General features: G+C 60.8%; 19 protein-coding genes and 1 riboswitch. Of the genes, 8 read left to right on the forward strand and 11 right to left on the reverse strand.

What is annotated here, in order from left to right:
• The first annotated feature begins 5 nt into the window (after positions 1-5).
• Complete coding sequence (locus IP85_RS17860; RefSeq protein ID WP_054151018.1) at positions 6-1,175, forward strand: DUF2865 domain-containing protein; 1,170 nt, start codon at positions 6-8, stop codon at positions 1,173-1,175.
• Here the strand turns inward: IP85_RS17860 and bluB are convergent.
• The 4 genes from bluB to IP85_RS17880 all read right to left on the reverse strand — a co-directional run bounded on the left by bluB (position 1,132) and on the right by IP85_RS17880 (position 5,013).
• Entirely contained in the window at positions 1,132-1,869 is a 738-nt protein-coding gene (gene bluB / locus IP85_RS17865; protein ID WP_054151019.1) for a 5,6-dimethylbenzimidazole synthase, read from the reverse strand. The two genes, IP85_RS17860 and bluB, sit on opposite strands and share 44 nt — an antisense overlap.
• 40 nt (positions 1,870-1,909) lie before the next feature.
• Positions 1,910-2,100: riboswitch (cobalamin riboswitch) on the reverse strand.
• A gap of 39 nt (positions 2,101-2,139) precedes the next feature.
• Positions 2,140-2,976, reverse strand: coding sequence for a TolB family protein (locus tag IP85_RS17870; RefSeq protein WP_054151020.1), 837 nt, complete (start codon positions 2,974-2,976; stop codon positions 2,140-2,142).
• 19 nt (positions 2,977-2,995) lie between these two features.
• Positions 2,996-3,307 carry a hypothetical protein gene (locus IP85_RS17875; RefSeq protein ID WP_156322961.1) on the reverse strand — a complete coding sequence of 104 codons (312 nt, stop codon included), beginning with the start codon at positions 3,305-3,307 and terminating at the stop codon, positions 2,996-2,998.
• Between the two features lie 26 nt (positions 3,308-3,333).
• Positions 3,334-5,013, reverse strand: a complete 1,680-nt coding sequence (locus tag IP85_RS17880) for an NAD+ synthase (RefSeq protein ID WP_054151022.1) — start codon at positions 5,011-5,013, stop codon at positions 3,334-3,336.
• Between the two features lie 170 nt (positions 5,014-5,183).
• Between IP85_RS17880 and IP85_RS17885 the strand changes: the two genes are divergently transcribed.
• Positions 5,184-7,145, forward strand: coding sequence for an LTA synthase family protein (locus tag IP85_RS17885; RefSeq protein WP_054151023.1), 1,962 nt, complete (start codon positions 5,184-5,186; stop codon positions 7,143-7,145).
• Between the two features lie 203 nt (positions 7,146-7,348).
• Entirely contained in the window at positions 7,349-8,245 is an 897-nt protein-coding gene (locus IP85_RS17890; protein ID WP_054151024.1) for a hypothetical protein, read from the forward strand.
• 6 nt (positions 8,246-8,251) lie between these two features.
• Here the strand turns inward: IP85_RS17890 and IP85_RS17895 are convergent, their stop codons facing one another.
• Positions 8,252-8,647, reverse strand: coding sequence for a GFA family protein (locus IP85_RS17895; protein ID WP_054151025.1), 396 nt, complete (start codon positions 8,645-8,647; stop codon positions 8,252-8,254).
• An 82-nt stretch (positions 8,648-8,729) separates the two neighbouring features.
• A complete protein-coding gene (locus IP85_RS17900) occupies positions 8,730-10,106 on the reverse strand; it encodes a 3-deoxy-7-phosphoheptulonate synthase class II (RefSeq protein ID WP_054151026.1) in 1,377 nt (458 codons plus the stop codon).
• A 241-nt stretch (positions 10,107-10,347) separates the two neighbouring features.
• On the opposite strand from IP85_RS17900, the gene IP85_RS17905 reads away from it, so the two are divergent.
• Entirely contained in the window at positions 10,348-11,205 is an 858-nt protein-coding gene (locus IP85_RS17905) for an alpha/beta fold hydrolase (RefSeq protein WP_054151027.1), read from the forward strand.
• 444 nt (positions 11,206-11,649) lie between these two features.
• Here IP85_RS17905 and gor read toward each other — a convergent pair whose 3' ends face one another.
• The 3 genes from gor to rpiA form a co-directional block, all read right to left on the reverse strand.
• Positions 11,650-13,038 (reverse strand): glutathione-disulfide reductase, encoded by a 1,389-nt coding sequence (gene gor, locus IP85_RS17910; protein WP_054151028.1) that lies wholly within the window; start codon positions 13,036-13,038, stop codon positions 11,650-11,652.
• Between the two features lie 115 nt (positions 13,039-13,153).
• The gene (locus tag IP85_RS17915) at positions 13,154-13,693 is read right to left on the reverse strand and encodes a DUF2059 domain-containing protein (RefSeq protein ID WP_054151029.1); all 540 of its coding nucleotides are present in this window, start codon (positions 13,691-13,693) and stop codon (positions 13,154-13,156) included.
• Between the two features lie 17 nt (positions 13,694-13,710).
• The gene (gene rpiA / locus IP85_RS17920; RefSeq protein WP_054151030.1) at positions 13,711-14,412 is read right to left on the reverse strand and encodes a ribose-5-phosphate isomerase RpiA; all 702 of its coding nucleotides are present in this window, start codon (positions 14,410-14,412) and stop codon (positions 13,711-13,713) included.
• A 146-nt stretch (positions 14,413-14,558) separates the two neighbouring features.
• Between rpiA and IP85_RS17925 the strand changes: the two genes are divergently transcribed.
• Positions 14,559-15,230, forward strand: coding sequence for an HAD family hydrolase (locus tag IP85_RS17925; RefSeq protein WP_054151031.1), 672 nt, complete (start codon positions 14,559-14,561; stop codon positions 15,228-15,230).
• A 67-nt stretch (positions 15,231-15,297) separates the two neighbouring features.
• On the opposite strand, the gene IP85_RS17930 is transcribed toward IP85_RS17925, so the two are convergent.
• Positions 15,298-17,169 carry a L,D-transpeptidase family protein gene (locus IP85_RS17930; protein ID WP_054151032.1) on the reverse strand — a complete coding sequence of 624 codons (1,872 nt, stop codon included), beginning with the start codon at positions 17,167-17,169 and terminating at the stop codon, positions 15,298-15,300.
• A 448-nt stretch (positions 17,170-17,617) separates the two neighbouring features.
• Here IP85_RS17930 and fumC point away from each other — a divergent pair, with 448 nt between their 5' ends.
• On the forward strand, positions 17,618-19,006 hold the full coding sequence (gene fumC / locus IP85_RS17935) for a class II fumarate hydratase (RefSeq protein WP_054151033.1): 1,389 nt from the start codon (positions 17,618-17,620) through the stop codon (positions 19,004-19,006).
• Between the two features lie 48 nt (positions 19,007-19,054).
• Here the strand turns inward: fumC and IP85_RS17940 are convergent, their stop codons facing one another.
• A complete protein-coding gene (locus IP85_RS17940) occupies positions 19,055-19,927 on the reverse strand; it encodes a GGDEF domain-containing protein (RefSeq protein WP_054151034.1) in 873 nt (290 codons plus the stop codon).
• A 167-nt stretch (positions 19,928-20,094) separates the two neighbouring features.
• Between IP85_RS17940 and IP85_RS17945 the strand changes: the two genes are divergently transcribed.
• Both IP85_RS17945 and IP85_RS17950 read left to right on the forward strand, forming a co-directional pair.
• Positions 20,095-21,702 carry a fumarate hydratase gene (locus IP85_RS17945; RefSeq protein WP_054151035.1) on the forward strand — a complete coding sequence of 536 codons (1,608 nt, stop codon included), beginning with the start codon at positions 20,095-20,097 and terminating at the stop codon, positions 21,700-21,702.
• Positions 21,703-21,919: 217 nt separating this feature from the next.
• Positions 21,920-22,984 carry a GGDEF domain-containing protein gene (locus IP85_RS17950; RefSeq protein WP_054151036.1) on the forward strand — a complete coding sequence of 355 codons (1,065 nt, stop codon included), beginning with the start codon at positions 21,920-21,922 and terminating at the stop codon, positions 22,982-22,984.
• Positions 22,985-22,996: the final 12 nt, after the last annotated feature.

Here is a 22,996-nt window from a genome sequence, read left to right on the forward strand (position 1 = left end):
GGCGGATGGCCGCTCGCGCCTCCGCCACGTCATCCGTCATTTTCATTTGGCCGGCACTCGGCTATCCTGATGTCACTAGGGTCGTCCTCCGCCCTGCAAACGACAACTGGGATCCGGATGTGCCGAGCAGGATAGTCAGTTCCATTGCTTTGCTGATCGCCCTCGGCAGCGCGCTGCCGAACGAGGCTGAGGCCTCGGCGCTCTGCGAGCGGCTGCGCGACAGGCTGGTTCTGGTCGAACAGGGCGGACAGTCGCCTGAAATCAACAGCTATGCCAGCGCCATAGCCCAGCAGAACCTCGAACTGCGCAAGGCGCGCCAGGATCAGCGGCGGCTGCGCTGCCTGACCTCGTCCATCGTCCAGATCCGTCCCGATGGCGGCAATGACTGCAGCGATCTGGCATCGGCAATCTCCCGCATGGAGGCCAATCGCGACATCCTGGCAGCAAGACTTTCGGATCTGCGCGAAAGCCGCGTAGAAGATGCGCGCGCCGCCCTCGTCACAGCACTTGAGGCGAATGGCTGTGGACCGGATCAAGCGGCTTATCCGGAAGAAGCAGAGCGTATCCCCTACCTCGACACGCTGGCGGAACCCTATCGTCCGGACCGGGCAGCCGAAGCCGCCTACTCAGCGCCGCCCCCGCCGATGAGCATGATGCCCAGCGGCAATGTCCGCACGCTGTGTGTGCGCACCTGCGATGGCGGTTTCTTCCCGATCTCGTCACAGACCTCGGCGATGAACTTCGGCCGCGATGCGGCGCAATGCCAGCAGATGTGTCCGGGCACGGAAACGGAGCTGTTTTTCCACGCGCCGGAGCGCAGCGAGACCGTGGACATGATCTCGGCAGTCAGCGGCCGCCCCTATCGCGATCTGCCCAATGCCTTCCTCTACCGCAACCGGCGCAGCGACGCAGAACCCGCCTGCGCCTGCAACCTGCAGCAATACTACCAGCGCATGACGCCGCGTCCGGCCGTGCCGGACTACCAGTCATCCGTCATCGAAGTTGCACCGGGAAAACGAGAGGCTGCGTCAGCGACGGTGCCCGCCACGGCGCGCGTGCTGGATGAGGCCAGCCTCAACGTACGCCGCGTCGGCCCGGCCTTTCTCCCCTCCGACAAGGGCACGATCGACCTCAGGAACCCGGCGACGTCAGGTCCACAGCCGCTGCAGGAGTGATCGGCCGTTCCGCGATCTGCCCCCAGCTCTCCTCGAAGATCAAATCGTCGAGCGGCAATCGCTTGCGCCATCCCTTCACCTCGAGCTCCGGCGTCGCATAGAGTTCGTCGACATAGCCGAGGCAAAGATAACCGATGATCTGGACACGGTCCGGGATGCCGAGAAGCGACTTCAGTTCGGCCTCGTGAAAAATGCTGACCCAGCCTAGCCCGACCCCTTCCGCACGGGCGGCGAGCCAGAGGTTCTGGATGGCGCAGACCGTGGAGAAGGCGTCCATCCTGACATCATGGGTGCGTCCGAGGACCACCGGACCTGCGCGATCGGGATCACAGGTAACGCAGATATTGAGCGGCGCCTTGCGGATGCCTTCGAGTTTGAGGGATCGATAGGCGTCGCGACGGTCGGCCGGAAACATCGCCTCGGCCTCCTCGTTCGCCCGCAGAAACGCCTGCCAGATGGCCTCGCGCTTTCGAGCAGAGCGGATCAGCAGGAAACTCCAGGGCTGCATGAAGCCGACGGAGGGTGCAGCATGCGCCGCCTCAAGCAGCCGTCGTACCAGGTCGTCCGGCAGCGGATCGGGAAGGAACTGGTCGCGGACGTCGCGACGCGTGTGAATGGCCCGGTAGACGGCCTGTTTGTCCTGATCGGCAAAGGGCGCCGTCCGGACGAGGAACTCGTTCGGTCTGTCGTGCATCGTAATCCCCACAATGCGCAACCACCCGCCGTCCACGCGGGAAAGGTCTATCTCGCCAGGCCGGTCTTCTGACTGGGCATCATCCAGGATGCGCGCCTTCCCGGATTGCTCCAGTGGCCGGGTTTCCCCTCGCGCATCATGTCCGCCTTACAGCGTTGGGCACGTGCCGGAATCTCGCCAGCTTCCCGATTCTCTCACCTAACGGTAAGCACCTGACGCCGGATCAATACCGCAAGAACCAGCCGCAGGACAGAGTGGAATGCGACAGGCTCAAGCCTCGACCGGGAAGTAGCGGACAAAGGCGAAAGCCGATCCGTCCGGCGCCCAGTTCGGGACATTGATCGAACCCTGACCGCCGAAAAACTCGATGAGTGTTTCGACATTGCCGCCATCGACGTCCATCAGTCGAAGCCGAACCTGCTTGTCGCGCGGATGACCTTCGACATCGGCATCGTAGGAGAGGAAGAGTATCTTCTTCCCATCCGGCGAAGGATGCGGGAACCAGTCACCATAACCGTCTGAGGTCAGCTGCTGCAGGTCGCTGCCATCGCTGCGCATGCGCCAGATCTGCATGGTGCCGGAACGGCTGGAGTTGAAATAGATCCACTGTCCATCAGGCGTGTAATCAGGGCCATCATTGTGCCCTTTGCCGTTCGTCAGCCGCCGCTCGGACCCGCCCTTGGTCGATATGGTATAGATATCGAAGGCGCCGTTGCGCTCGCCGCAATAGGCAAGCTCCTTACCGTCCGGCGACCAGCCGTGCCAGTAGGACGGCATTTTGTCGGTGACCTGACGCGGCTCGTCATCACCATCACCCAGCAGGTAGATGCAGGACTTGCCGAAAAGCGTATGATCGGAAAACGCGATCGAGGCGCCATCGGGCGAGATCCCATGATCGTTGTTGAGCCGCACGGCAAAACCCGTGTCGATCAGTTCCGGCTCGGGATCGTCTTCGTCGAGCGGCAACGCATAAAGAAGACCATCGCCGTTGATGACGAGAAACTCGCCATCGCGCGACCAGTTGGGCGCCTCGACGAGGTCATCCGTCTGCCAGACGACCTCGCATTCACGGGTCGTCATATCGTAGATCTCGACCGAACTGCGCATCATGGTCTCCTTGGAAAAGTCAGTCTGCGGTCGAGCGATTTTCCATCGCCTGGCGCAGTTTGGCGAAGATCGCCCGGCCCGTCTGCTCAACATGAGCACTGCGCCATTCGGTGTAGAAACCCCAGATCAGGCTGACGTTCAGCGTGAGGAACCCGATGCCGAGCATCTTGAAGCTCCCGTCCCACAGGCCGTAGCAGCCAATCGCGATCGAGGGCAGGAAATAGGCGGCGCCCGAGAGCGTCCGGTACAGCCCGCTATCCTGATTGTCATGCGCTCCGACAGCAAAGATATAGCTGCGCTCCTCCGCCGTGAAATCAGGCAAAGCAGCCAAGGCATCGATATCCTCTATCGACACGCTCAGCGATCCCGGAACCGGTTCGTGATCGGATAGCGGCGATCACGTCCGAAGTTCTTCTTGGTGATCTTCACGCCCGGCGCCGACTGGCGACGCTTGTATTCGGCGAGATAGAGCAGATGCTCGACCCGGTGAACGGTCGCAATGTCATGGCCGCGCGCGACGATCTCGTCGACACCCATCTCTTTTTCGACGAGGCATTCGAGAATGTCGTCAAGCACCGGATAGGGCGGCAGGGAATCCTGGTCGGTCTGGTTCGGGCGAAGTTCCGCAGACGGCGCCTTCGACAGGATATTCGCAGGGATCACCTCGCCGGACGGACCAAGCGCACCGGGCGGCACGTTTTCGTTGCGCCAGGCCGAGAGCGCATAGACCTGCATCTTGTAGAGGTCCTTGATCGGATTGAAGCCGCCATTCATGTCGCCGTAGAGCGTGGCATAACCCACCGACATCTCGGACTTGTTGCCGGTCGTCACCACCATTGAGCCGAACTTGTTGGAGATCGCCATCAGGATCGTGCCGCGCGTCCGGCTCTGCAGGTTCTCTTCGGTAATGCCGCTCTCGGTCCCCTCGAACATGTCGGAAAGCGACGAGAGGAAACCTTCGACCGGTTCCTGGATCGGCACGATGTCGTAGTGGCAGCCCAGCGCCTTGGCGCAGGCCTCGGCATCGGAGAAGCTCTCCTGCGAGGTATAGCGGTAAGGCAGCATGATCGTGCGCACCCGCTCCTCGCCGAGCGCATCCACGGCGATCGCCGCACAGATGGCGGAATCGATGCCACCCGAAAGCCCGAGCACGACGCTCTTGAAGCCGTTCTTGTTAACATAATCGCGAAAGCCGAGCACGCACGCGCGGTAGTCGGCCTCTTCCTTTTCCGGAATGCGCGACATCGGCCCCTGATCGCAACGCCAGCCATCCGCGGTCCGCTTCCAGGTCGTGACAGACAGCGTCTCCTCGAACTGGCTCATCTGGAAGGCGAGCGACTTGTCACCGTTGAAGGCGAAGCTTGCACCATCGAAGACCAGTTCGTCCTGACCACCGAGCTGGTTGGCGAAGATCAGCGGCAGGCCGGTCTCGATCACCTGGCGGAGCGCCACCTGATGACGGATATCCACCTTGCCACGATAATAGGGCGAGCCGTTCGGCACGAGCAGGATTTCGGCCCCCGTCTCGGCCAGCGTCTCGCAGACGCCGAGATCGTTCCAGATCTCTTCGCAGATCGGCACGCCGATCCGCACACCGCGGAAATTGACCGGTCCCGGCATCTCGCCTTCGGTAAACACCCGCTTCTCGTCGAATTCGCCATAGTTCGGAAGATCGATCTTGTCGCGGAAGGCGAGGATCTTGCCGCCATCGAGGATAACGACGGAATTGTGCCGTCCCTTCTCACCCTGACGCGGAAAGCCGACAATGACGCCCGGTCCGCCATCGGCGGTATCAGCCGCGAGCGTTTCGACAGCCTGCAGGCAGGCTTTCAGGAAGGACGGTTTCAGGACGAGATCTTCGGGCGGGTAGCCGGAAATGAAGAGCTCCGTCAGCAAGACGAGGTCAGCCCCCTGCCCGGCAGCGTCCGCACGAGCCGCACGCGCCTTGGCAAGATTGCCGACGACATCGCCGACAACAGGATTGAACTGTGCCACCGCAATGCGCAGGACGTCGGAGATCTTCTTTGTTTCGCTCATGACACCGATTTAGCGGCTCGTCGCACGGATCGCAACGTCGCTTCTTTCGAAGGCGGACTGCAGGCGAGCCCGACACTAACCAAACCGCGGAAAACACCGGGAACTTAAGCTCATATGTCGTGGTTCATGTAGCATTCATGACGCTTATGTGACACCTATGCGAACCTTTGATGACACCCTCCCATGATCTGGAGTTAGACGTGGTCCAAACGAGCCCGAAATCGCGAGTCGCAACAATTGTCAGCGCCTTTGGCGCGGTGCGCGAACGCGAATACGGCAGCTCCGCAATCGTCCAGCTCGCAATCCAGCTGATCAACACCGCACTGATCGCCGTCGCCATTGTCTTGCTGAGCGAGATCCTGGCGCGAGGCACCATGGTCGATGTGGTTGACTACATGACGGAGTCGAGCCGTCCGGGTCTGGTGGCGGTCGGTATCGTATTCCTGATACTCGCCTTTGCAGACGCAATCATTGGCAAGGCTTATCAGTCGACACTTCTCGTCGCCCCGCTGGCACTCCTGCCGGCCTTTTTCTCCGGCCAGAAACAGCTCTTCCTGTCGGATCCGCTCTTCCCCAGCGACCTTCTCTTCGGCCGCCAGATCCTGCAGCTCATGCCGGCGATGGTTGCCGCAGAACCGGTGAAAGCCGTCGCTCTCGCAATTGGCGGCCTTGTGGCCGTTGCGGCCTTCGTCGCGCTCATCTGGAAGAGCCGGAAGGTTTTCCCGCGCCTAAACCTGGCAAGCCGTGGAGTTCGGGCTGCTCTTGCCATTCCGCTGCTCGCAAGCTTCGCGTCGCTGATGGATCCGATGGCGTTTTCCGCTGTCCGGGATCGGCTGAACATCGTGCCGATGATGTGGGACCAGAAGGAAAACTATCGCCACAACGGCTTCCTGCTCGCCTTCGCCTTCAATGTACCGATGGCCAACGTCGCAGCACCCGACGGCTACAGCAAGGTCGCGATCACCGACATGCAGACCGATCTGCTGCCGGCTTCCTTCTTCTCCGGCCGTCAGGCCGATGTCATCGTGGTCATGAGCGAATCCCTCTGGGATCCGACCCGCATGAGCAGCATCCGCTATTCGGCGGACCCGATGCCGACCATCCGGGCGAGCCAATCCGGCCACGTCTTCTCGCCGGAATTCGGCGGCATGACCGCCAACGTCGAATTCGAGGCCTTGACCGGCTTTTCGAACGCTTTCCTGCCCTATGGCAGCATCCCCTATCAGCAGTATATCCGCCGCCCGGTCCCCTCGCTTGCGACCTTCTTTGAATCCAAGGGCTATGTGACGAAGGCCTTCCACCCCTTCCAGGGCTGGTTCTGGAACCGCAACAACGTCTACCAGTCGCTCGGCTTCCGCCAGTTCCATTCGGAAGAAACGATGCCGGCCATGGACAAGCGGGGCATCTTTGCGTCCGACGACGCGCTGACAAGCTACATCATCAAGGAGGCCGACAACACGGACGAGCCCTTCTTCTTCTTTGCCGTCACGCTGCAGGGCCACGGCCCTTACGAGCGAAACCGCTATGCAAAGAATACGATCGGCGTGGACGCACCCACCCTGTCCGAGCACAACGTGAGCGCACTGGAGACCTACACGCAGGGTGTGAAGGAAGCCGACCAGAGCCTCAAGGATCTGATGGACTGGGCCAAGAAGCGGCGCCGCGAAACGATCATTGTGCTGTTCGGCGACCATCTGCCGCCGCTGAACGAGGTCTATACAGAAAGCGGCTACATGGCGAATGTGGTGGCGACCCGCAAGGCGTCGGTCGAGACGATGAAGCGCGAGCATGAGACGCCGCTGGTCGTCTGGTCGTCGAAGCGTGGCGTCCAGAAGGATATCGGCTCCGTCAGCCCGTCGCAGCTGCCCTATTACATCGTGCGTATGGCAGGTTACCGCCATCCCTATTACACCGGCATGCTCGGTCGTGTGGCCGAACGTTACGCCGTCATCGACCGCCATCAGCTGATTGGCCGTAACAACAAGGCCCAGGCCGATTGGGCCCTTTCGGGCCGGATCGATCCGCTAATCCGCGACTATCGCCTGCTTCAGCATGACGTGATGTTCGGCGAAGGCTACGGTATGGATCGTTTCTTCCCGGAACAGTCGGGTAGACTTCAGCCCAGCAGCTAAGCGGGCCGTTACTTGCGATCACAATTATCCATAAAGAGAGTTTGACGGGGAACTGCTATTGCAGAGCCCCCCGATTTCGGCCATAGACTTTTTTTGTTCGACAAATCAGAGTTCTTGACAGTATTGCGAATGCTGTCGTGTCCGGATTGCGTGTGTAGCCGGACCCTTTGTTGGCACTCATAGTTTAGAGACGAGCCATTGCCATGCCGTTTTTGACGCGCGCCGAAATATTTGCACATCAGCTTTACCCGGCCATCGAAAAACAGATTGCCCAGCACCTGATTGCGATCCACATGCGCACACCGCGCATGTCGCGTCTCAAGGCATCGCATCGCAAGTGGCTGATGACGCAGTCGGTCTTTGCGCTGGCACTGCGGCGCACACCTGATGATCCGCTGTCGGGTCTGACAGCCACCCGCTTCGTCGAAACGGTCATGCGCCTTGGCGCAGCCAGCCGCAACACGGCAACTGGCTACCTTGCAGAGCTGGTCGCCTACAAGTTCTTGCGGGATGTTCCCGAAGTGCCCGACAAGCGCGTGCGCGTCCTCGAACCGACGGAACTCAGCCTGAATGGCCTGAGAAGCTGGTTCAACGGGCACCTCGCCTGCCTAGACCGCCTCGATGGCGGAAACCGGGAAATGACATCGCATGCGGAAGAGCGGATTTTCCTGATCGCCCAGCCGATCGGCGCTGAGCTTATGGTGGGCGATCCGATTTGGCGCGATCCGCCGGATACGATCGGCCATTTCCTGTGGTCGGATCTCGGCGGCATCGTACTGCACGATCTGATCTCTCGCCTGGACGACGTGAACCGCACGGCCGAGGCCCATTCCTGCGGCCCGGTCAGCCTCACGGATCTCAGCGAGACCTATCAGGTTTCGACCACCAACCTGAAACGCATGTTCAAAAAGGCCGAGACCGAGAACCTGCTGCATTGGGAACAGCCGCGACGCCGGGGTGATCTGATGCTCAGCAGCCGCTTCGTCGAGGATTATTTCGGCTGGCAGTCTGCTAAATTCGCCGCCGTCGATCTCTCCTACCACAACGCCCTGGCGGAACTCGGGATCGAGACAGGAGACGCCGACTCCGCCGCAGCCTGACGACGCTCAGTCGCGGCTCGCAGCATATTGCGGCAGTCCGTCATTGATCTCGTAGAAGTCGCCCTTGTCGGCGCAGAAGATGTGGTAGCCGCCTTCGAACTCCGTCGGGTTCGGGAAAAGGCCGGCCAGGAGCGAAATCCTGCCCTCTCCATCACCCTTCCAGTAGAGTGCCGAGCCACACTGGCGGCAGAAGGCCCGCTCCGCGTCGGCGCTTGCACGAAAGGTCCATATGCTATCGCGCCCCGTGATCTCGACGTCTGTGATCAGGGCATCGGTCGTCGCGTAGTAGAGCCCGGTCTGTCTCCGGCACTGCGAGCAGTGACAATAGCTGACCGGACCAAGTTTTCCGCGAACCGTGATCGTCACTGCGCCGCACAGGCAGCGCCCCGTCTTGTCTTGCATGATATCCACCTCCGAAACGAGAACCGGGCGAGCTTCGTGGAAGCCCGCCCGGTCGTCAAACTCGGAAAGCTGAACCTATGCTTCAGCCGTTCGCAACCATCATGCGCTTTTCATCGCGGCCACTCTTCATCCGCTCGGCGAGCAGGAAGGCCAGCTCCAGCGCCTGGTCGGCATTGAGGCGCGGGTCGCAATGGGTGTGGTAACGGTCCGCAAGATCGTTGCCGGTGACCGCGCGCGCGCCGCCGGTGCATTCGGTCACGTCCTTGCCGGTCATCTCGATATGGATGCCGCCCGGATGCGAGCCTTCCGCACGGTGGATCTGGAAGAAGCTTTCGACTTCCGACAGGATCCTCTCGAACGGGCGGGTCTTGTAGTTGTTGAGCGTGATCGTGTTGCCATGCATCGGATCGCAGGACCACACGACCTTGCGGCCTTCGCGCTCGACGGCACGGATAAGACGCGGCAGGTGCTCGGCAACCTTGTCGTGACCGAAACGGCAGATCAGCGTCAGGCGACCGGCCTCGTTCTGCGGGTTCAGGATGTCGATCAGGTTCAAGAGATCGTCCGCCTGCAGCGATGGGCCGCATTTCAAACCGATCGGGTTCTTGATGCCGCGGCAGTATTCCAGATGCGCATGGTCGGCCTGGCGGGTACGGTCGCCGATCCAGATCATGTGGCCGGATGTGGCGTACCAGTCGCCGGACGTGGAATCGACGCGGGTCAGCGCCTCTTCATAGCCGAGAAGCAGGGCTTCGTGGCTGGTGAAGAAATCGGTCTCGCGCAGGCTCGGATTGTTTTCCGAGGTGATACCGACGGCCTTCATGAAGTCCATCGTTTCAGAGATGCGATCGGCGAGCTTGCGGTAACGCTCGGCCTGCGGGCTGTCCTTGATGAAGCCGAGCATCCACTGATGGACGTTTTCGAGGTTGGCATAGCCACCCATGGCGAAAGCGCGCAGCAGGTTGAGCGTCGCGGCCGACTGACGATAGGCCATCAGCTGGCGTTCCGGGCTCGGAATGCGTGCGTCCTCGGTGAACTCGATGCCGTTGATGATGTCGCCGCGGTAGCTCGGAAGCTCGACGTCGCCAATCTTTTCCATGTCGGACGAGCGCGGCTTGGCAAACTGGCCGGCGATACGACCGACCTTGACCACCGGCAGCTGCGCACCGAAGGTCAGGACAACGGCCATCTGCAGGAAGGCGCGGAAGAAGTCGCGGATATTGTCGGCACCATGCTCGGCGAAGCTCTCGGCGCAGTCGCCGCCCTGCAGCAGGAATGCCTCGCCTTCGGCGACCTGGGCAAGCGACTTCTTCAGGCGACGGGCTTCACCCGCAAAGACCAGCGGCGGATAGGTCGAGAGCTGCTGCTCGGCAGCCTTCAATGCATCGAGGTCCGGATAAGCCGGAACCTGCTTGATGGGCTTCTGTCTCCAGCTGCTCGGGGTCCAATTCTGCGCCATGGTCTTCACCTGTCTGAAACTAACTGCGGCAACCTCCCGGCCGCATCGGATGGGGGCTTATAAACGGTTAATCTCCGCTTGCAAAGCCGTAGTTTAGGGACTTTCGAAGGGTGGGACACCGGGGGCGGACATCGTCCACATGAGGAAAAGTCGCCTCATCCGAACGAACCTAGCCCTGCGCTTGATATGACATGAACGTAAACGTAAGATCTGAGTTGACATCCGGAACGGGAGGTTCGGCATGACGAAACACGTGATGGAAAAATCCGAGATCCAGTTCGAAACCACGGATCATTTCCCCCTGCATGGCACATTGATGCGCGGCAGCGGCAATGGTCCGATGGCTCTCATCTCATCGGCCGCCGCCGTACCCCGCGGGTTTTACGCCCGCTTCGCCGAACACCTCGTAAGCCATCACGGTTTCAGAGCCGCACTGACCTACGACTATCGCGGGGTCGCCGGCTCACAGGCTCCGCGCCACTGGAAACGTCCTTTGCTGATGCGCGACTGGGCGCATTTCGACATGCCCGCCGCCCTGCATCGACTTGAACTGGAAGCACCCGATCACCCGCTCGTCGGCATCGGCCAGTCCTTCGGCGGACAGGTGCTTGCCCTTGGCGGGCGCTCGAAGCGCTTCTCCCGCTATCTGATGGTGGCGACAATGACGGGCTACTGGGGCAACACAAAGCCGCGCTTTCGTGTCTTCAGCCAGATGAACCTCGTCGGCGTTCCCCTGGCAACGCTGCTCGGCAGGGTCCCAGGCCAGATTGGCCTTGGCCAGACCCTGCCAGGCACCATCTTCCGGGAATGGGCGCGCTGGGGCAGACATCCCGAATACTTCTTCGCCGACCCGACGATGGATGCCGCCCGCCGCTTTGCGGAAGTCGAGACCCCGATCCTCGCGATCGGCCTGACGGACGACCCATGGGGCACACCGAAAGCGCAGCAGGCGCTGCTCAAATACTACAACCGTGCTCCGACGGAGATCCGCTGGATTTCGCCGGAGGAAGCTGGCGGCCGCGTCGGACACCTTGGTTTCTTCCGTTCAGCCTTCAAAGACACATTGTGGCAGCCGGCAATCGACTGGTTGAAACGTTGAGCAACTGCTGCACCGCACCATCGTTACCCACATGATTCACAGGGGCAATCCCGTCGCCGCATCAGCATTTCCTTGCAAAGCAAATCATTGATGCCAGCATGTAATGTCTGAAGAGACTGTGAGTTAAGCAGTCGTTCATGGATCCGGTCGGAGGCAAGCCTCACGCAAGCCTCGACCTCTACCTCGGCCACCCGGGGGCGTAGCGTGGTGTTCGGGAAGTTTCGGCTTCCCGCGTTGATCATGAGGATCGTGTGATGGCGTATGATTGGACTGGCATACAAACCCGAAAGAGCCGCAGACTGCGGATCATCCTGCTCTCTCTCCTGAGCCTCGCCGCCCTGTCGGCACCCGTTCTGGGCCTGGATCTCATCTCGAAACTTTGAGTGGCGAAGGCGGGCCTTTTCGAGGCCCGCAATGCCTGCCGAGCGTGAGAGCGGCGACGGATCAGACCCGTTCGCCGTTCCTGATCCGGTAGCTCGGCGTATACATGGTCACAAGTTCTTCCGCTGCCGTCGGATGAACCGCCATGGTCCGGTCGAAGTCATCCTTGGTGCAGCCGGCCTTCAGCGTGATGCCGAGAAGCTGCGCCATCTCGCCGGCGTCGTGTCCAAGAATGTGCGCGCCGACAACCTTGCGATCGGCCGCATTGACGATCAGCTTCATGATCATCTTCTCGGCGCGCCCCGACAGCGTCGCCTTCATCGGGCGGAACTGCGCTCGATAGACCTCGATCTCCTCGAACTTCTTCGCCGCGGCTTCTTCCGAGAGGCCAACCGTTCCGATTTCCGGCTGCGAGAAGACGGCGGTGGCAATCAGTTCGTGGTCAGGCGACGTCGGATTGTTCTTGTACTCCGTCTCGATGAAACACATCGCTTCGTGAATGGCGACGGGGGTCAACTGGACACGATCCGTGACGTCGCCGAGCGCAAAGACGCTCGGCACATTGGTGCGGGAATATCTGTCGACCACGATCGCACCGCGCTCGTTGGTCTCCACACCCGCAGCTTCGAGCCCAAGGCCCGTCGTGTTCGGATCGCGGCCGAGCGCCAGCATCACCTGCTCCACGACAAGCCGACCATTGTTGATCGTCTCGACTTCCAGATTGCCGGCGGCTGACTTCGACACCTTCTGGATGTGGTCATGGCAGACGATGCGAATACCCTTGGCTTCCATCGCCTCGTGCAAGCCGCGCCGCATGTCCAGGTCAAAGCGGCTGAGTATTTCCGCCCCGCGATAGATCAGCGTCGTCTCGACACCAAGCCCGTGAAAGATGTTCGCAAACTCCACCGCGATATAACCGCCGCCGGCGATCAGGATCGATCGAGGCAGCGCCTCCAGATGGAAGGCCTCATTGGAGGAAATGCAGAATTCGTGGCCAGGAAGTGCGGCATGGGGATTGGCGGCACCACCAACGGCCACGACGATACGCTCGGCGGTCACCTCCTTGCCGGACTTCACCAGGCGAACGCTATGCGGCCCGGTCAATTCGGCGCGCGTCTCCAGGATTTCGACGCCGGCGTTATCCAGCCCCTTGCGATAGAGGCCTTCGAGGCGCGCTATCTCCTTGTCCTTGGCCGCAATCAGCGATGGCCAGTCGAAACGGCTTTCTCCGACAGTCCAGCCGTAGCCAGCGGCATCTTCGAAATGTTCGTGGAATTGCGACGCATAAACGAACAGCTTCTTCGGCACGCAGCCCCGGATCACGCAGGTGCCGCCAAACCGGTACTCTTCTGCGATTGCAACCTTTTTGCCGAGGGATGCCGCGACCCGCGCACTGCGCACCCCGCCGGAGCCGCCACCGATGACGAAGAGGTCATAGTCGAATTGGCTCATGGGGGATCTCCTGCCCGGTCGGGCTCTGGCTGCAACTGCGCCTGATATAGGAGGCGAGAGCACAAAAAGAAAAGCCCGGGTTTTCGCCCGGGCTTAAAAATCAACGCTGGTCGACTTACGGCTGCGCCGCTTCAGCGGCAGGCTGTTCTGCCTGGACCTCGGCAAGCAGCGAATCATTCGCCTGCTGTTCCAGATCGCGTGCAATACCGGCAGTCCAGATATCCGCGGCCTTCAGCAGTTCGCGGGTGGCGATCGGACCATCCTTGAGAAGCTTCTTGCCCGTTTCGCTGCCGTAGAAGGCGGAGATCTCGTTCAGTTCCGCAGCGGTGAAGGCATTCGCGTAAACGACGGCTGCTTCACGCTCCAGATCGGCACGGCGCGCGGCGAGCTTGAGGGCTTCCTCTTCGACCTTCGCCGAGATGACGTCCTGCAGATTCGGATAGGCCTGGATGAGCTGGGCGGTCAGCCGGTCGACGATGTTCGGCAGGATGGCATCGAAGCGATCGGTCACGCCAAGTGCGCTGATCGCCTCGCGTGCAGCCTGCAGATGCTCTGCCGGCACATCCTGGGCCTTGGCGGAGACCGCACCCAGCATGACGCTACCGGCAATCACGGCGATCGAGGCGAAGCGGCCCATACGCGTAAAGCTGATCATGAAATTCTATGCTCCTGTTAGTTCTTCGGCTCCAGCACTCGCGCACCTGCCGGTCCGGCGATGATTGCAAGCGATGCCAGGTTTATGAAAAGGCCGTGTTCCACCACGCCGGGGATTTGATTGAGCCGGCTTGCCAATGCGTCTGCATCAGGAATGCGGCCAAAAGATGCGTCCAGAATGAGGTGACCGCCATCCGTCATGTACAGGCTTTCATCCGACCGGGTCCTGAGCTTCATCGGTCCGGACAGGCCTAATTCGGATGCCAAACGTTCGATAGCCAAGACGGTTGATGCCTGGCCGAACGGGTTGATCTCGATCGGCAGCGGGAATGCCCCAAGCGTCTCGACAAGCTTTGTTTCGTCGGCAATCACGATCATCCGTGTCGAAGCCGCAGCGACGATCTTCTCACGCAGCAGCGCACCGCCACCACCCTTGATCAGACGGAACTGCGGATCGATTTCATCAGCACCATCGATGGTCAGATCGAGCTCGGGCAATTCATCGAGCGACTTCAGGGGAACGCCAAGTTCGAGGCAGAGACGCGCCGTACGCTCGGAGGTCGGCACACCCTGCACCTTCAACCCACCGGCGACCTTCTCGGCCAGCAGGCGAACAAATTCCTCGGCCGTAGAACCGGTTCCGATCCCAAGACGCATGCCGTCTTCAACATGCTCCAGCGCCGCGGCTGCGGCCTTGATCTTCATTTCGCGGGCGTCCATGCGCCGAAAGCTCCCGTCCGTTTCGTTGGAAGCTGTTTACACGCCTCCTCGACCGAGTGAAAGCCCTGCATCGCCATGCGACATTGCCTTTTCAGAGGATTTCCCATAACCCGCGAACACATTGGAATTGTCTCGGGAGAGCCGGCTTGACCACCACGACCATCGTTTTCGACCTCGACGGTACCCTGATCGACACCGCACCCGATCTCGTTGAAAGCCTGAACCACACGATCGCGGCCCGCGATCTCGCACCCGTGAGCTACGAGGACCTGACGCATCTGGTCGGCCAGGGCGCGCGCGTGATGATCCAGCGCGCTTTTTCCCTGCGCGGCGCACCGATTGCAGAAGATGAGATCCCTGCCCTGCTCGACCGCTTCATCACCCACTATGAAGTCGGCATGCCGGGCAAGAGCCGCCCCTATCCCGGGCTGATCGAGGCACTCGAGCGAATGAAGGCTGCTGGCTATATTCTCGCTGTCTGCACCAACAAGATGGAGCGACTGGCGCTCCCGCTCCTCGAGCGTCTGGAACTAACAGCCTATTTCGCCACGATCACCGGCGGCGACACCTTCGCCTTTCGCAAACCGGATCCGGCGCATATTCTTGCGACGGTCGAGCGTGCCGGCGGTCAGCCAGGCAAGGTCCTGATGATCGGTGACAGCATCAACGACATCATGGCCGCCCGCAATGGCAACATCCCCTCGATCGCGGTGCCCTTCGGCTATTCGGACGTACCGGTGAAAGAGCTCGGCGCCTCGCGCATCATCGGCCATTTCGACGAACTGACGGTCGAACTCGTCGAACAGCTGGTTGGCTGAAGCGGCCAAAATGCAAATGGCGGACCGAGGGTCCGCCATCCGTCATGCCACAAATCCGATCGCAAACTCAGACGCGCGGCGCACGCGCGTCGGTCGTCGCCTTGAACGCCTTGGCCGTAAAGTCGTCGCGGCTATAGACGTCATCGAAGTACTCGATCACGCCATCCTTGTTCGGCCACGCCGTGAAGTATGAGACGTAGACCGGGATCTTCTCCGGCACCTGCACGGCGCGGTTCTGTCCCGATGCGATCTGCTTGCCAATCTCCTCGACGGTCGTGCCCATGACGGCTGCCGCCATGACCCGCGGCTCGGAGAGACGCACACAACCATGGCTCAGCGCGCGCATGTCCCTGTTAAAGTAGCTCTTCGACGGGGTATCATGCATGTAGATGGCGTGTTCGTTCGGGAACAGGATCTTGAGTTCGCCCAGCGCATTGTCACCACCAGGCGGCTGGCGCACATCGACCGCATGGGTGGCGTTCCAGTCGACCTGGCTTGAGGCCACTTTACGGCCACCATAGGAAACCTCATAGCCGAGACGATCGAGATAGGACGGATCGGCCCGGAGCTTCGGCAGCATCTCGTTGACGATGATCGACTTCGGCACGCCCCAATAGGGGTTGAACTCGACGGTCTGGATCTGATCCTGGAAGAAATAGGTCTGGTTCGCCTTCGAACCGACAACCACCCGCATCGACAGCTGCTCCTTGCCCTCGTTGACATAGGTCGCCTCGAAGGCCGGTGCGTTGATGAAGACGTGACGCGAACCGAGATCGGCCGGCAGCCAACGGATCGCCTCCATGGCGACCTGCAGCTTGGCGATCTTCTCGGCATTGGTGTGACCGGTCATTGCCCGGATCGTCGCAGGACCAACGACGCCGTCCGGCTTCAAGCCCTTCTCTTCCTGGAATTGCTCGACCAGAGCAACGAGTTCGGGGGTGTATTCCGGCGTCCCGGTATAGGCTGTCAGCGTCGCAGCATGCTGCGTGAGAACCGCGTCCGAAGCGACCTGCTTCAGGGCGCCGATGACCTGCGCCGTTTCGGGCTTGCTCTGGCCGGGCTTGAGAAGCGTGCCGGGCGCAATGGTGATGGTTTGCGTATCGGCCTTAGCATCCTCAGCCTTCAGTCGCGCGAGTTCATCGCGCAGTGCCACGAATTGCGGGCTCTTCGGATCGCGGTTGCGCAGATAGGCCGCGACGTCAGGGCTCATGCGCAGCATGTCGAGCACGGGCGCAACGTTCACGCCCTTGCGCTTGAAATCGTAGTAGCCGGAGATCTTGTTCGGATCGATCCGGCCGCGCGTGGTGTCCTGGACGTAGGTGAGAACCTTGGCGGACAGAGCAACCTCGAAGGCCATCAGTTCGCGCTGGCGTTTTTCGGGATCCGTCGGGTCGGCGGTCTCGGCCGGCATCGCCACAAGGTAATCGTCCGGCGACAGACCGACCGTGTCGGCGCTTGCGAGCGCCGACATCATGGCGCGACCGCGCTCGGAAATACCTTCTTCACTGGTCCAGATCAGCGGCTTGTTGGGGTTGCCGTAGTAGGCCTCAACGGTCTTGGCGACTTCATCCGTAGCGCGGACGGAGACATCGGACAGAAAACGGCGGGCGCCAAGCACTTCTGCGGAAGGTGCTTCAGTCGATCCGGCTGCCGCTTCCGTCACCGGCAGCGTGATCTTGATCGCGCGCTGCGCCTCGGGCTTGTAAGTATAGTAACGCGGGCCGGCGATTTTCGGCAGCGGCTCGGGATCGCCCATTTCGAGGCCGCCCTGGGCCTGGCTCTCCAGCGAGGCGGGAGCTGCCTGCTCCTTTGCCTGGCGTCCGGGCCCACCCCGGAGAAGATCGAGAAGCGTGGTGGCGGCAGCATCGCCCGGAAGAGTTCCGACCGCAGTCGTCGCAGCAAGAAGTGCGGTGACTGCGAATTTCCTGTTTCTCGTCATTCTCTGTTCCATCTCCCGGTCCGAGTCACAAAAGGACTCGCGGCGCGTTTGGCCATGCGCGGATCACTAGCGGATCGGCATTTCATTGAAAAGTTGGACAATGTCATGCGGGTTCACCCGTCGGCCTCAACTTTGCGTGACCCGACCGGCGATTTCCGCCATCGCCTCAGCGCAAACTAAATGGAAATATTCGTTAAATTTTGATTGACGTTAACAAATCCTGCACAGAGACGACGGACGAACCCTTTCAAGCCGCGGACAAATAGTCGTGAGACGTGCCGGAAAGGACACAGCCGCCCGACATCAGGCATGCGTGAGCGGCACCACAGATTACTTGACATAAATCGTCTACTTATGTTCATCGGCTTGCATCACATGCGTCGCTCCCTAAATGCAAAGCACCGCTCCGTTACCAGCCAGACCCACCATCTCACAGGCAGGAAAACCCATGGCCCATCGCACAGAAACCGACACTTTCGGCCCGATCGAGGTCGCCTCCGACCGCTATTGGGGCGCACAGGCTGAGCGGTCGCTCGGCAACTTCAAGATCGGCTGGGAGAAGCAGCCGCTGCCGATCGTGCGAGCGCTGGGGATCGTCAAGCAGGCGGCCGCGCGCGCCAATATGGCGCTCGGAAAGCTCGATCCTGCTCTCGGCGATGCGATCGTCACCGCGGCCCAGGAGGTGATCGACGGAAAGCTCAACGATCACTTTCCGCTTGTGGTCTGGCAGACGGGCTCCGGCACGCAATCGAACATGAATGCCAATGAGGTGATCTCGAACCGCGCCATCGAGATGCTGGGTGGCGAGATGGGCTCGAAAAAGCCTGTTCACCCCAACGATCATGTCAACATGAGCCAATCGTCGAACGACACCTATCCGACCGCCATGCATATCGCGGCGGCAGAACATGTCGTCCATCATCTGCTGCCGGCGCTCAAGCACCTTCACGCCGCGCTGGATGCCAAGGCGAAAGCCTTTGCGCACATCATCAAGATCGGCCGTACGCACACGCAGGATGCGACGCCTCTGACACTTGGTCAGGAATTTGGCGGTTATGCCGCTCAGGTCGCCTCATCGATCAAGCGCATCGAAATCACCCTGCCCGGCCTTTACGAACTCGCCCAGGGCGGCACGGCCGTTGGCACGGGCCTGAACGCCCCGATCGGCTTTGCCGAGAAGGTGGCGGACGAAATCTCCAAGATCACCGGCCTGCCCTTCATCACCGCGCCGAACAAGTTCGAAGCGCTGGCCGCCCATGACGCCATGGTCTTTGCCCATGGCGCGATCAATGCAGCCGCCGCAGCTCTCTTCAAGATAGCCAACGACATCCGCTTCCTCGGCTCGGGTCCCCGCGCCGGTCTCGGCGAACTGGCTCTCCCGGAAAACGAGCCCGGCTCGTCGATCATGCCGGGCAAGGTCAATCCGACCCAGTCGGAGGCCCTCACCCAGGTCTGCGCCCACATCTTCGGCAACCAGACGGCCATCACCTTCGCCGGCAGCCAGGGCCATTTCGAGCTCAACGTCTACAATCCGATGATGGCCTACAACTTCCTGCAGTCGGTCCAGTTGCTCGGTGACGCCGCCGTCTCCTTCACCGACAATTGCGTCGTCGGCATCGAGGCCCGCGAAGACAACATCCGCAAGGGTGTCGAGAATTCGCTGATGCTGGTGACGGCGCTCAACGGCAAGCTCGGTTACGACCTCTGCGCCAAGATCGCCAAGACAGCCCACAAGAACGGCACCACTCTGCGCGAGGAGGCCGTCGGCGGCGGCTATCTCACCAACGAGGAATTCGACCAATATGTGCGGCCGGAGCTGATGATCGGACCGCAGTGACGCCTGTCATCAGGTCCGCAAGACGCGAGGGGTACGAACCCCTCGCCTTCAGGGCTTCAATGTCTCCAGTCCGGTGCGAAGCGTATCCTTGGCTCTGAAAAGCGCCATGTCCGCTCTGTGCAGGAGGTCGGCCATTGCTTCATCACCCCGGCGTGGAGCAAGGCCAAAGGTCAGCTTGAGGCTGCCCGGAGAAAGCAGGCCGACTTCAAGTTGCTCGACGCTTCTCCGAATGGCCTCGCAGCAGGCATGGACCACGGCGGGCGCGTCATCGGCAAAAAGCAGCATGAAGGTCGTTCCCGACATGCGTGCAGCAATCTGTCGAGGCGCAAAATGTTGGCGCACCAGATCGCCGACGGCCACAAGCGAAAGATCGGCCACCTCGCGTCCATGCCTGGCACTCACGGCCTCGATCGTCTCCAGTTCGAAGACTACGACGATGATGTCGATGCCACCGTCGACTTGACCGGGAAGGTGCGGTAGCGGCACCGCGTAAGCGGCGCTGGCGTTCAAGAGACCGGTCAGCGGATCAAGTGCCGGCTGTCCGTTCACCCGCTCCGCAAGTGCCGAAATCTCCCCGACCATGCCGCAAACGGCCCGCGTGACCACCGAAATCTCGTCTTCACCGTGTTTGCTCAGCTTTTCCTCGGTAAAGGTGCCGCCGGCGCGGTATTGGCTGATTGCGCTCGCGAGGTTTCGCAGCGGTAGCGTCAGCCACCACATCGTTGCAAGGCAGGCAATCGTACCGATCAGTGTTGCCACCAGAACGACAAGGCCGACGGACAGCGCGTTCGAACTCGCGCCAGTGCCGAAGTTGAGCAGCAACGCGATCAACGGGATATGGATGCAGACGAAGCAAACCAGAAAAATCTTGACGACGATCGATCGGCGCCAGTTCGTTCCCTTCGTCACATTCAAGCCCATGATGCACCTCCGAATCCAACGCACGCAACGCGTGTCCGGGCCGGGGTTTTTCAGATACGCGGCCGCCCTGTCAACGCTTGAGCCTTCGGCTTTCGGCGCATTGAAATCTTAAGGGCTAACGCTTAAACCACCGCAAACTCCAAGCTGATGCCACGAAAGGCCCCGTGATGGCAGACGATCTGTTCCCAATTGGCGAAGACACGACCCCCTACCGCAAGATCACGTCCGACTTCGTGTCGGTCGAAAGCTTCAAGGGTCAGGAAATTCTCACGGTCGAGCCCGAGGGCTTGCGCCTGCTCGCCGAAACCGCGCTCTCGGATATCAACCACCTGCTGCGTCCCGGCCACCTGAAGCAGCTCGCCTCGATCCTCGAAGATCCCGAGGCAACCGACAATGATCGCTTCGTCGCCTTTGACCTCCTGAAGAATGCCAATATCGCAGCCGGCGGTATCCTGCCGATGTGCCAGGATACAGGAACCGCGATCGTCATGGGCAAGAAGGGCCGTCGCGTCTGGACGGACGGGCGGGATTACGCCGCACTGGCCGAGGGCGTGCGTGACGCCTATGAGCGCCGCAACCTGCGTTATTCGCAGCTCGCACCGATCAAGATGTTCGAGGAAAAGAACACCAAGACCAACCTGCCGGCCCAGATCGACCTCTATGAAGAGGGTGAGGATGCCTACAAGTTCTTATTTATGGCGAAGGGCGGCGGTTCGGCCAACAAGACCTTCCTCTATCAGGGAACGCCGTCGCTTCTGACCCATGACCGGATGATCGACTTCCTCAAGGAGAAGATCCTGACGCTGGGTACGGCAGCCTGTCCCCCCTACCATCTGGCGATCGTCATCGGCGGCCTCTCCGCCGAGATGACGCTAAAGACCGTCAAACTCGCCTCGGCGCGCTATCTCGACGACCTGCCGACCGAAGGCTCGGAGAGCGGCCACGCCTTCCGCGATCTGGAGATGGAAAAGGAAATCCACAAGCTCACCCAGTCTCTGGGCGTCGGCGCGCAGTTCGGCGGTAAGTATTTCTGTCATGACGTCCGTGTCATCCGCCTGCCCCGCCACGGCGCGTCGCTGCCGATCGGCCTCGGCGTCAGCTGTTCCGCCGACCGCCAGGCCAAGGGCAAGATCACCCGGGACGGTATCTACATCGAGCAGCTCGAGACAGATCCGTCGAAATACTTGCCCGAGATCGACGACACCGCCCTCTCTGCGTCGGTCGTCAAGATCGATCTCAACCAGCCGATGAGCGCGATCCTCGCCGAATTGACCAAGCATCCGGTCAAGACGCGCCTGTCGCTGACCGGCACGATCATCGTCGCCCGTGACCTCGCCCATTCAAAGATCCGCGACCGCCTGGAAAAGGGCGAAGGCATGCCGGACTACATGAAAAACCATCCGGTTTATTATGCCGGTCCGGCCAAGACCCCGACAGGCTACGCCTCCGGCTCCTTCGGCCCGACCACCGCCGGCCGCATGGACAGTTATGTCGACCAGTTCCAGTCTTTCGGCGGCTCCATGGTGATGCTGGCCAAGGGCAACCGTTCGCGCGCCGTGCGCGAGGCCTGCAAGACCCATGGCGGCTTCTACCTGGGATCGATCGGCGGCCCTGCCGCCCGTCTCGCCCAGGACTGCATCAAGAAGGTCGAGGTACTGGAGTATCCTGAACTTGGCATGGAAGCCGTCTGGAAGATCGAAGTCGAAGACTTTCCTGCCTTCATCGTCACCGACGACAAGGGCAACGATTTCTTCCAGGAATTCAATCTCGGCTGAAATTCGTCGAAAACAATGCTCGCACGTTGCGGAGGGAAACCTCCGCAACGGTAAATTACCGCTTGTTTTACAAGATGTTGTGAAAGTGGGCGCTAAGCGCTCATTTCGCGCCCGTCACTTCTCATGGCGAGAAGATTAAACATTTTCAAATCATTTGCCGCTAATTGAATCTTTGGACCCTTGAATGTCTCGAGTGACCACAATTGGAGTTGGCCGAATGAGCACGGCAACACCGCCAAAGACGCAGGTACCTGACGTTGCGGCACAGATAACATACGCAATGCGCTCGATGGGGGTCGCCCCGATCCCGCGCAATTATGAACTGTTCTATGAAGCCTATATCGGCTCCAATCCGTCTCTCACCCGCGAGCTGGCAGCACTCGGTAGCCGCGCCACGCAGGACGAGCTCGACGCGCTCGGAGAGCAGTATTTCGGCAACCATCAGGGCCGCGCCATCGAGAACGCCCATTCGAAGCTGATCGGCGAGCTGGATGGACTATTGCGCCTGCTGCAGCAGGAACAGACATCACTGCAAAGCTACAACCGGCTCCTCGGCGAAACCTATCACCGGATCAACTCGAAGAGCACGAACAGCACCGACATCCTGCGCAGCGCCATCAACATCCTGACGGAAGCCACAGGCTCGACCATGGCGCATGGCGAACAAACCGTCGTGCAGATGTCTGAACGGTCGAAGGAGATGGACGAAGTCCGTCGCGAACTCGACGAATACAAGCGAATTGCCAACACCGATTCCCTGACGCGCATTGCCAATCGTCGCGCCTTCGACGAAAAGCTCGCCGCCGTCTACACGAGCGATGCCAGACCGCTGGCGGCTCTCGTGCTCGCCGACATCGATAACTTCAAGAAGGTCAACGACGCCTACGGCCATCCGGTCGGCGACAAGATCCTCGCAACAGTTGCCACCGTGATCCGCAGCAATGTCCGCAAGGACTGCTTCGTCGCCCGCACAGGTGGCGAAGAGTTCGCGATCATCATCGAGGGCAACACCGCAGAGGAAATCTTCCAGACCTGCGAACGCGTCCGCATTGCGCTTGAAACGACGCCGTTCAAGAACTCCAAGACCGGCGTCAATTACGGCCCGATCACCATATCGCTCGGGTTCGCCATGGCCGCCGATGCTGAAGATGCCGGCGAACTTTACGCGAAGTCCGACATCGCCCTCTACTGCGCCAAGAATGCCGGCAGGAACCGGACGAAGCCCTATGAAGACGGGATGAAGAAGGACTTCACCAAGAGCTGGCTGATCTACAAACGGTGATCCCTTCCGGAG

Origin of the sequence: Rhizobium sp. AAP116, from assembly GCF_001295785.1 — a bacterium.
Lineage (GTDB): Bacteria > Pseudomonadota > Alphaproteobacteria > Rhizobiales > Rhizobiaceae > Allorhizobium.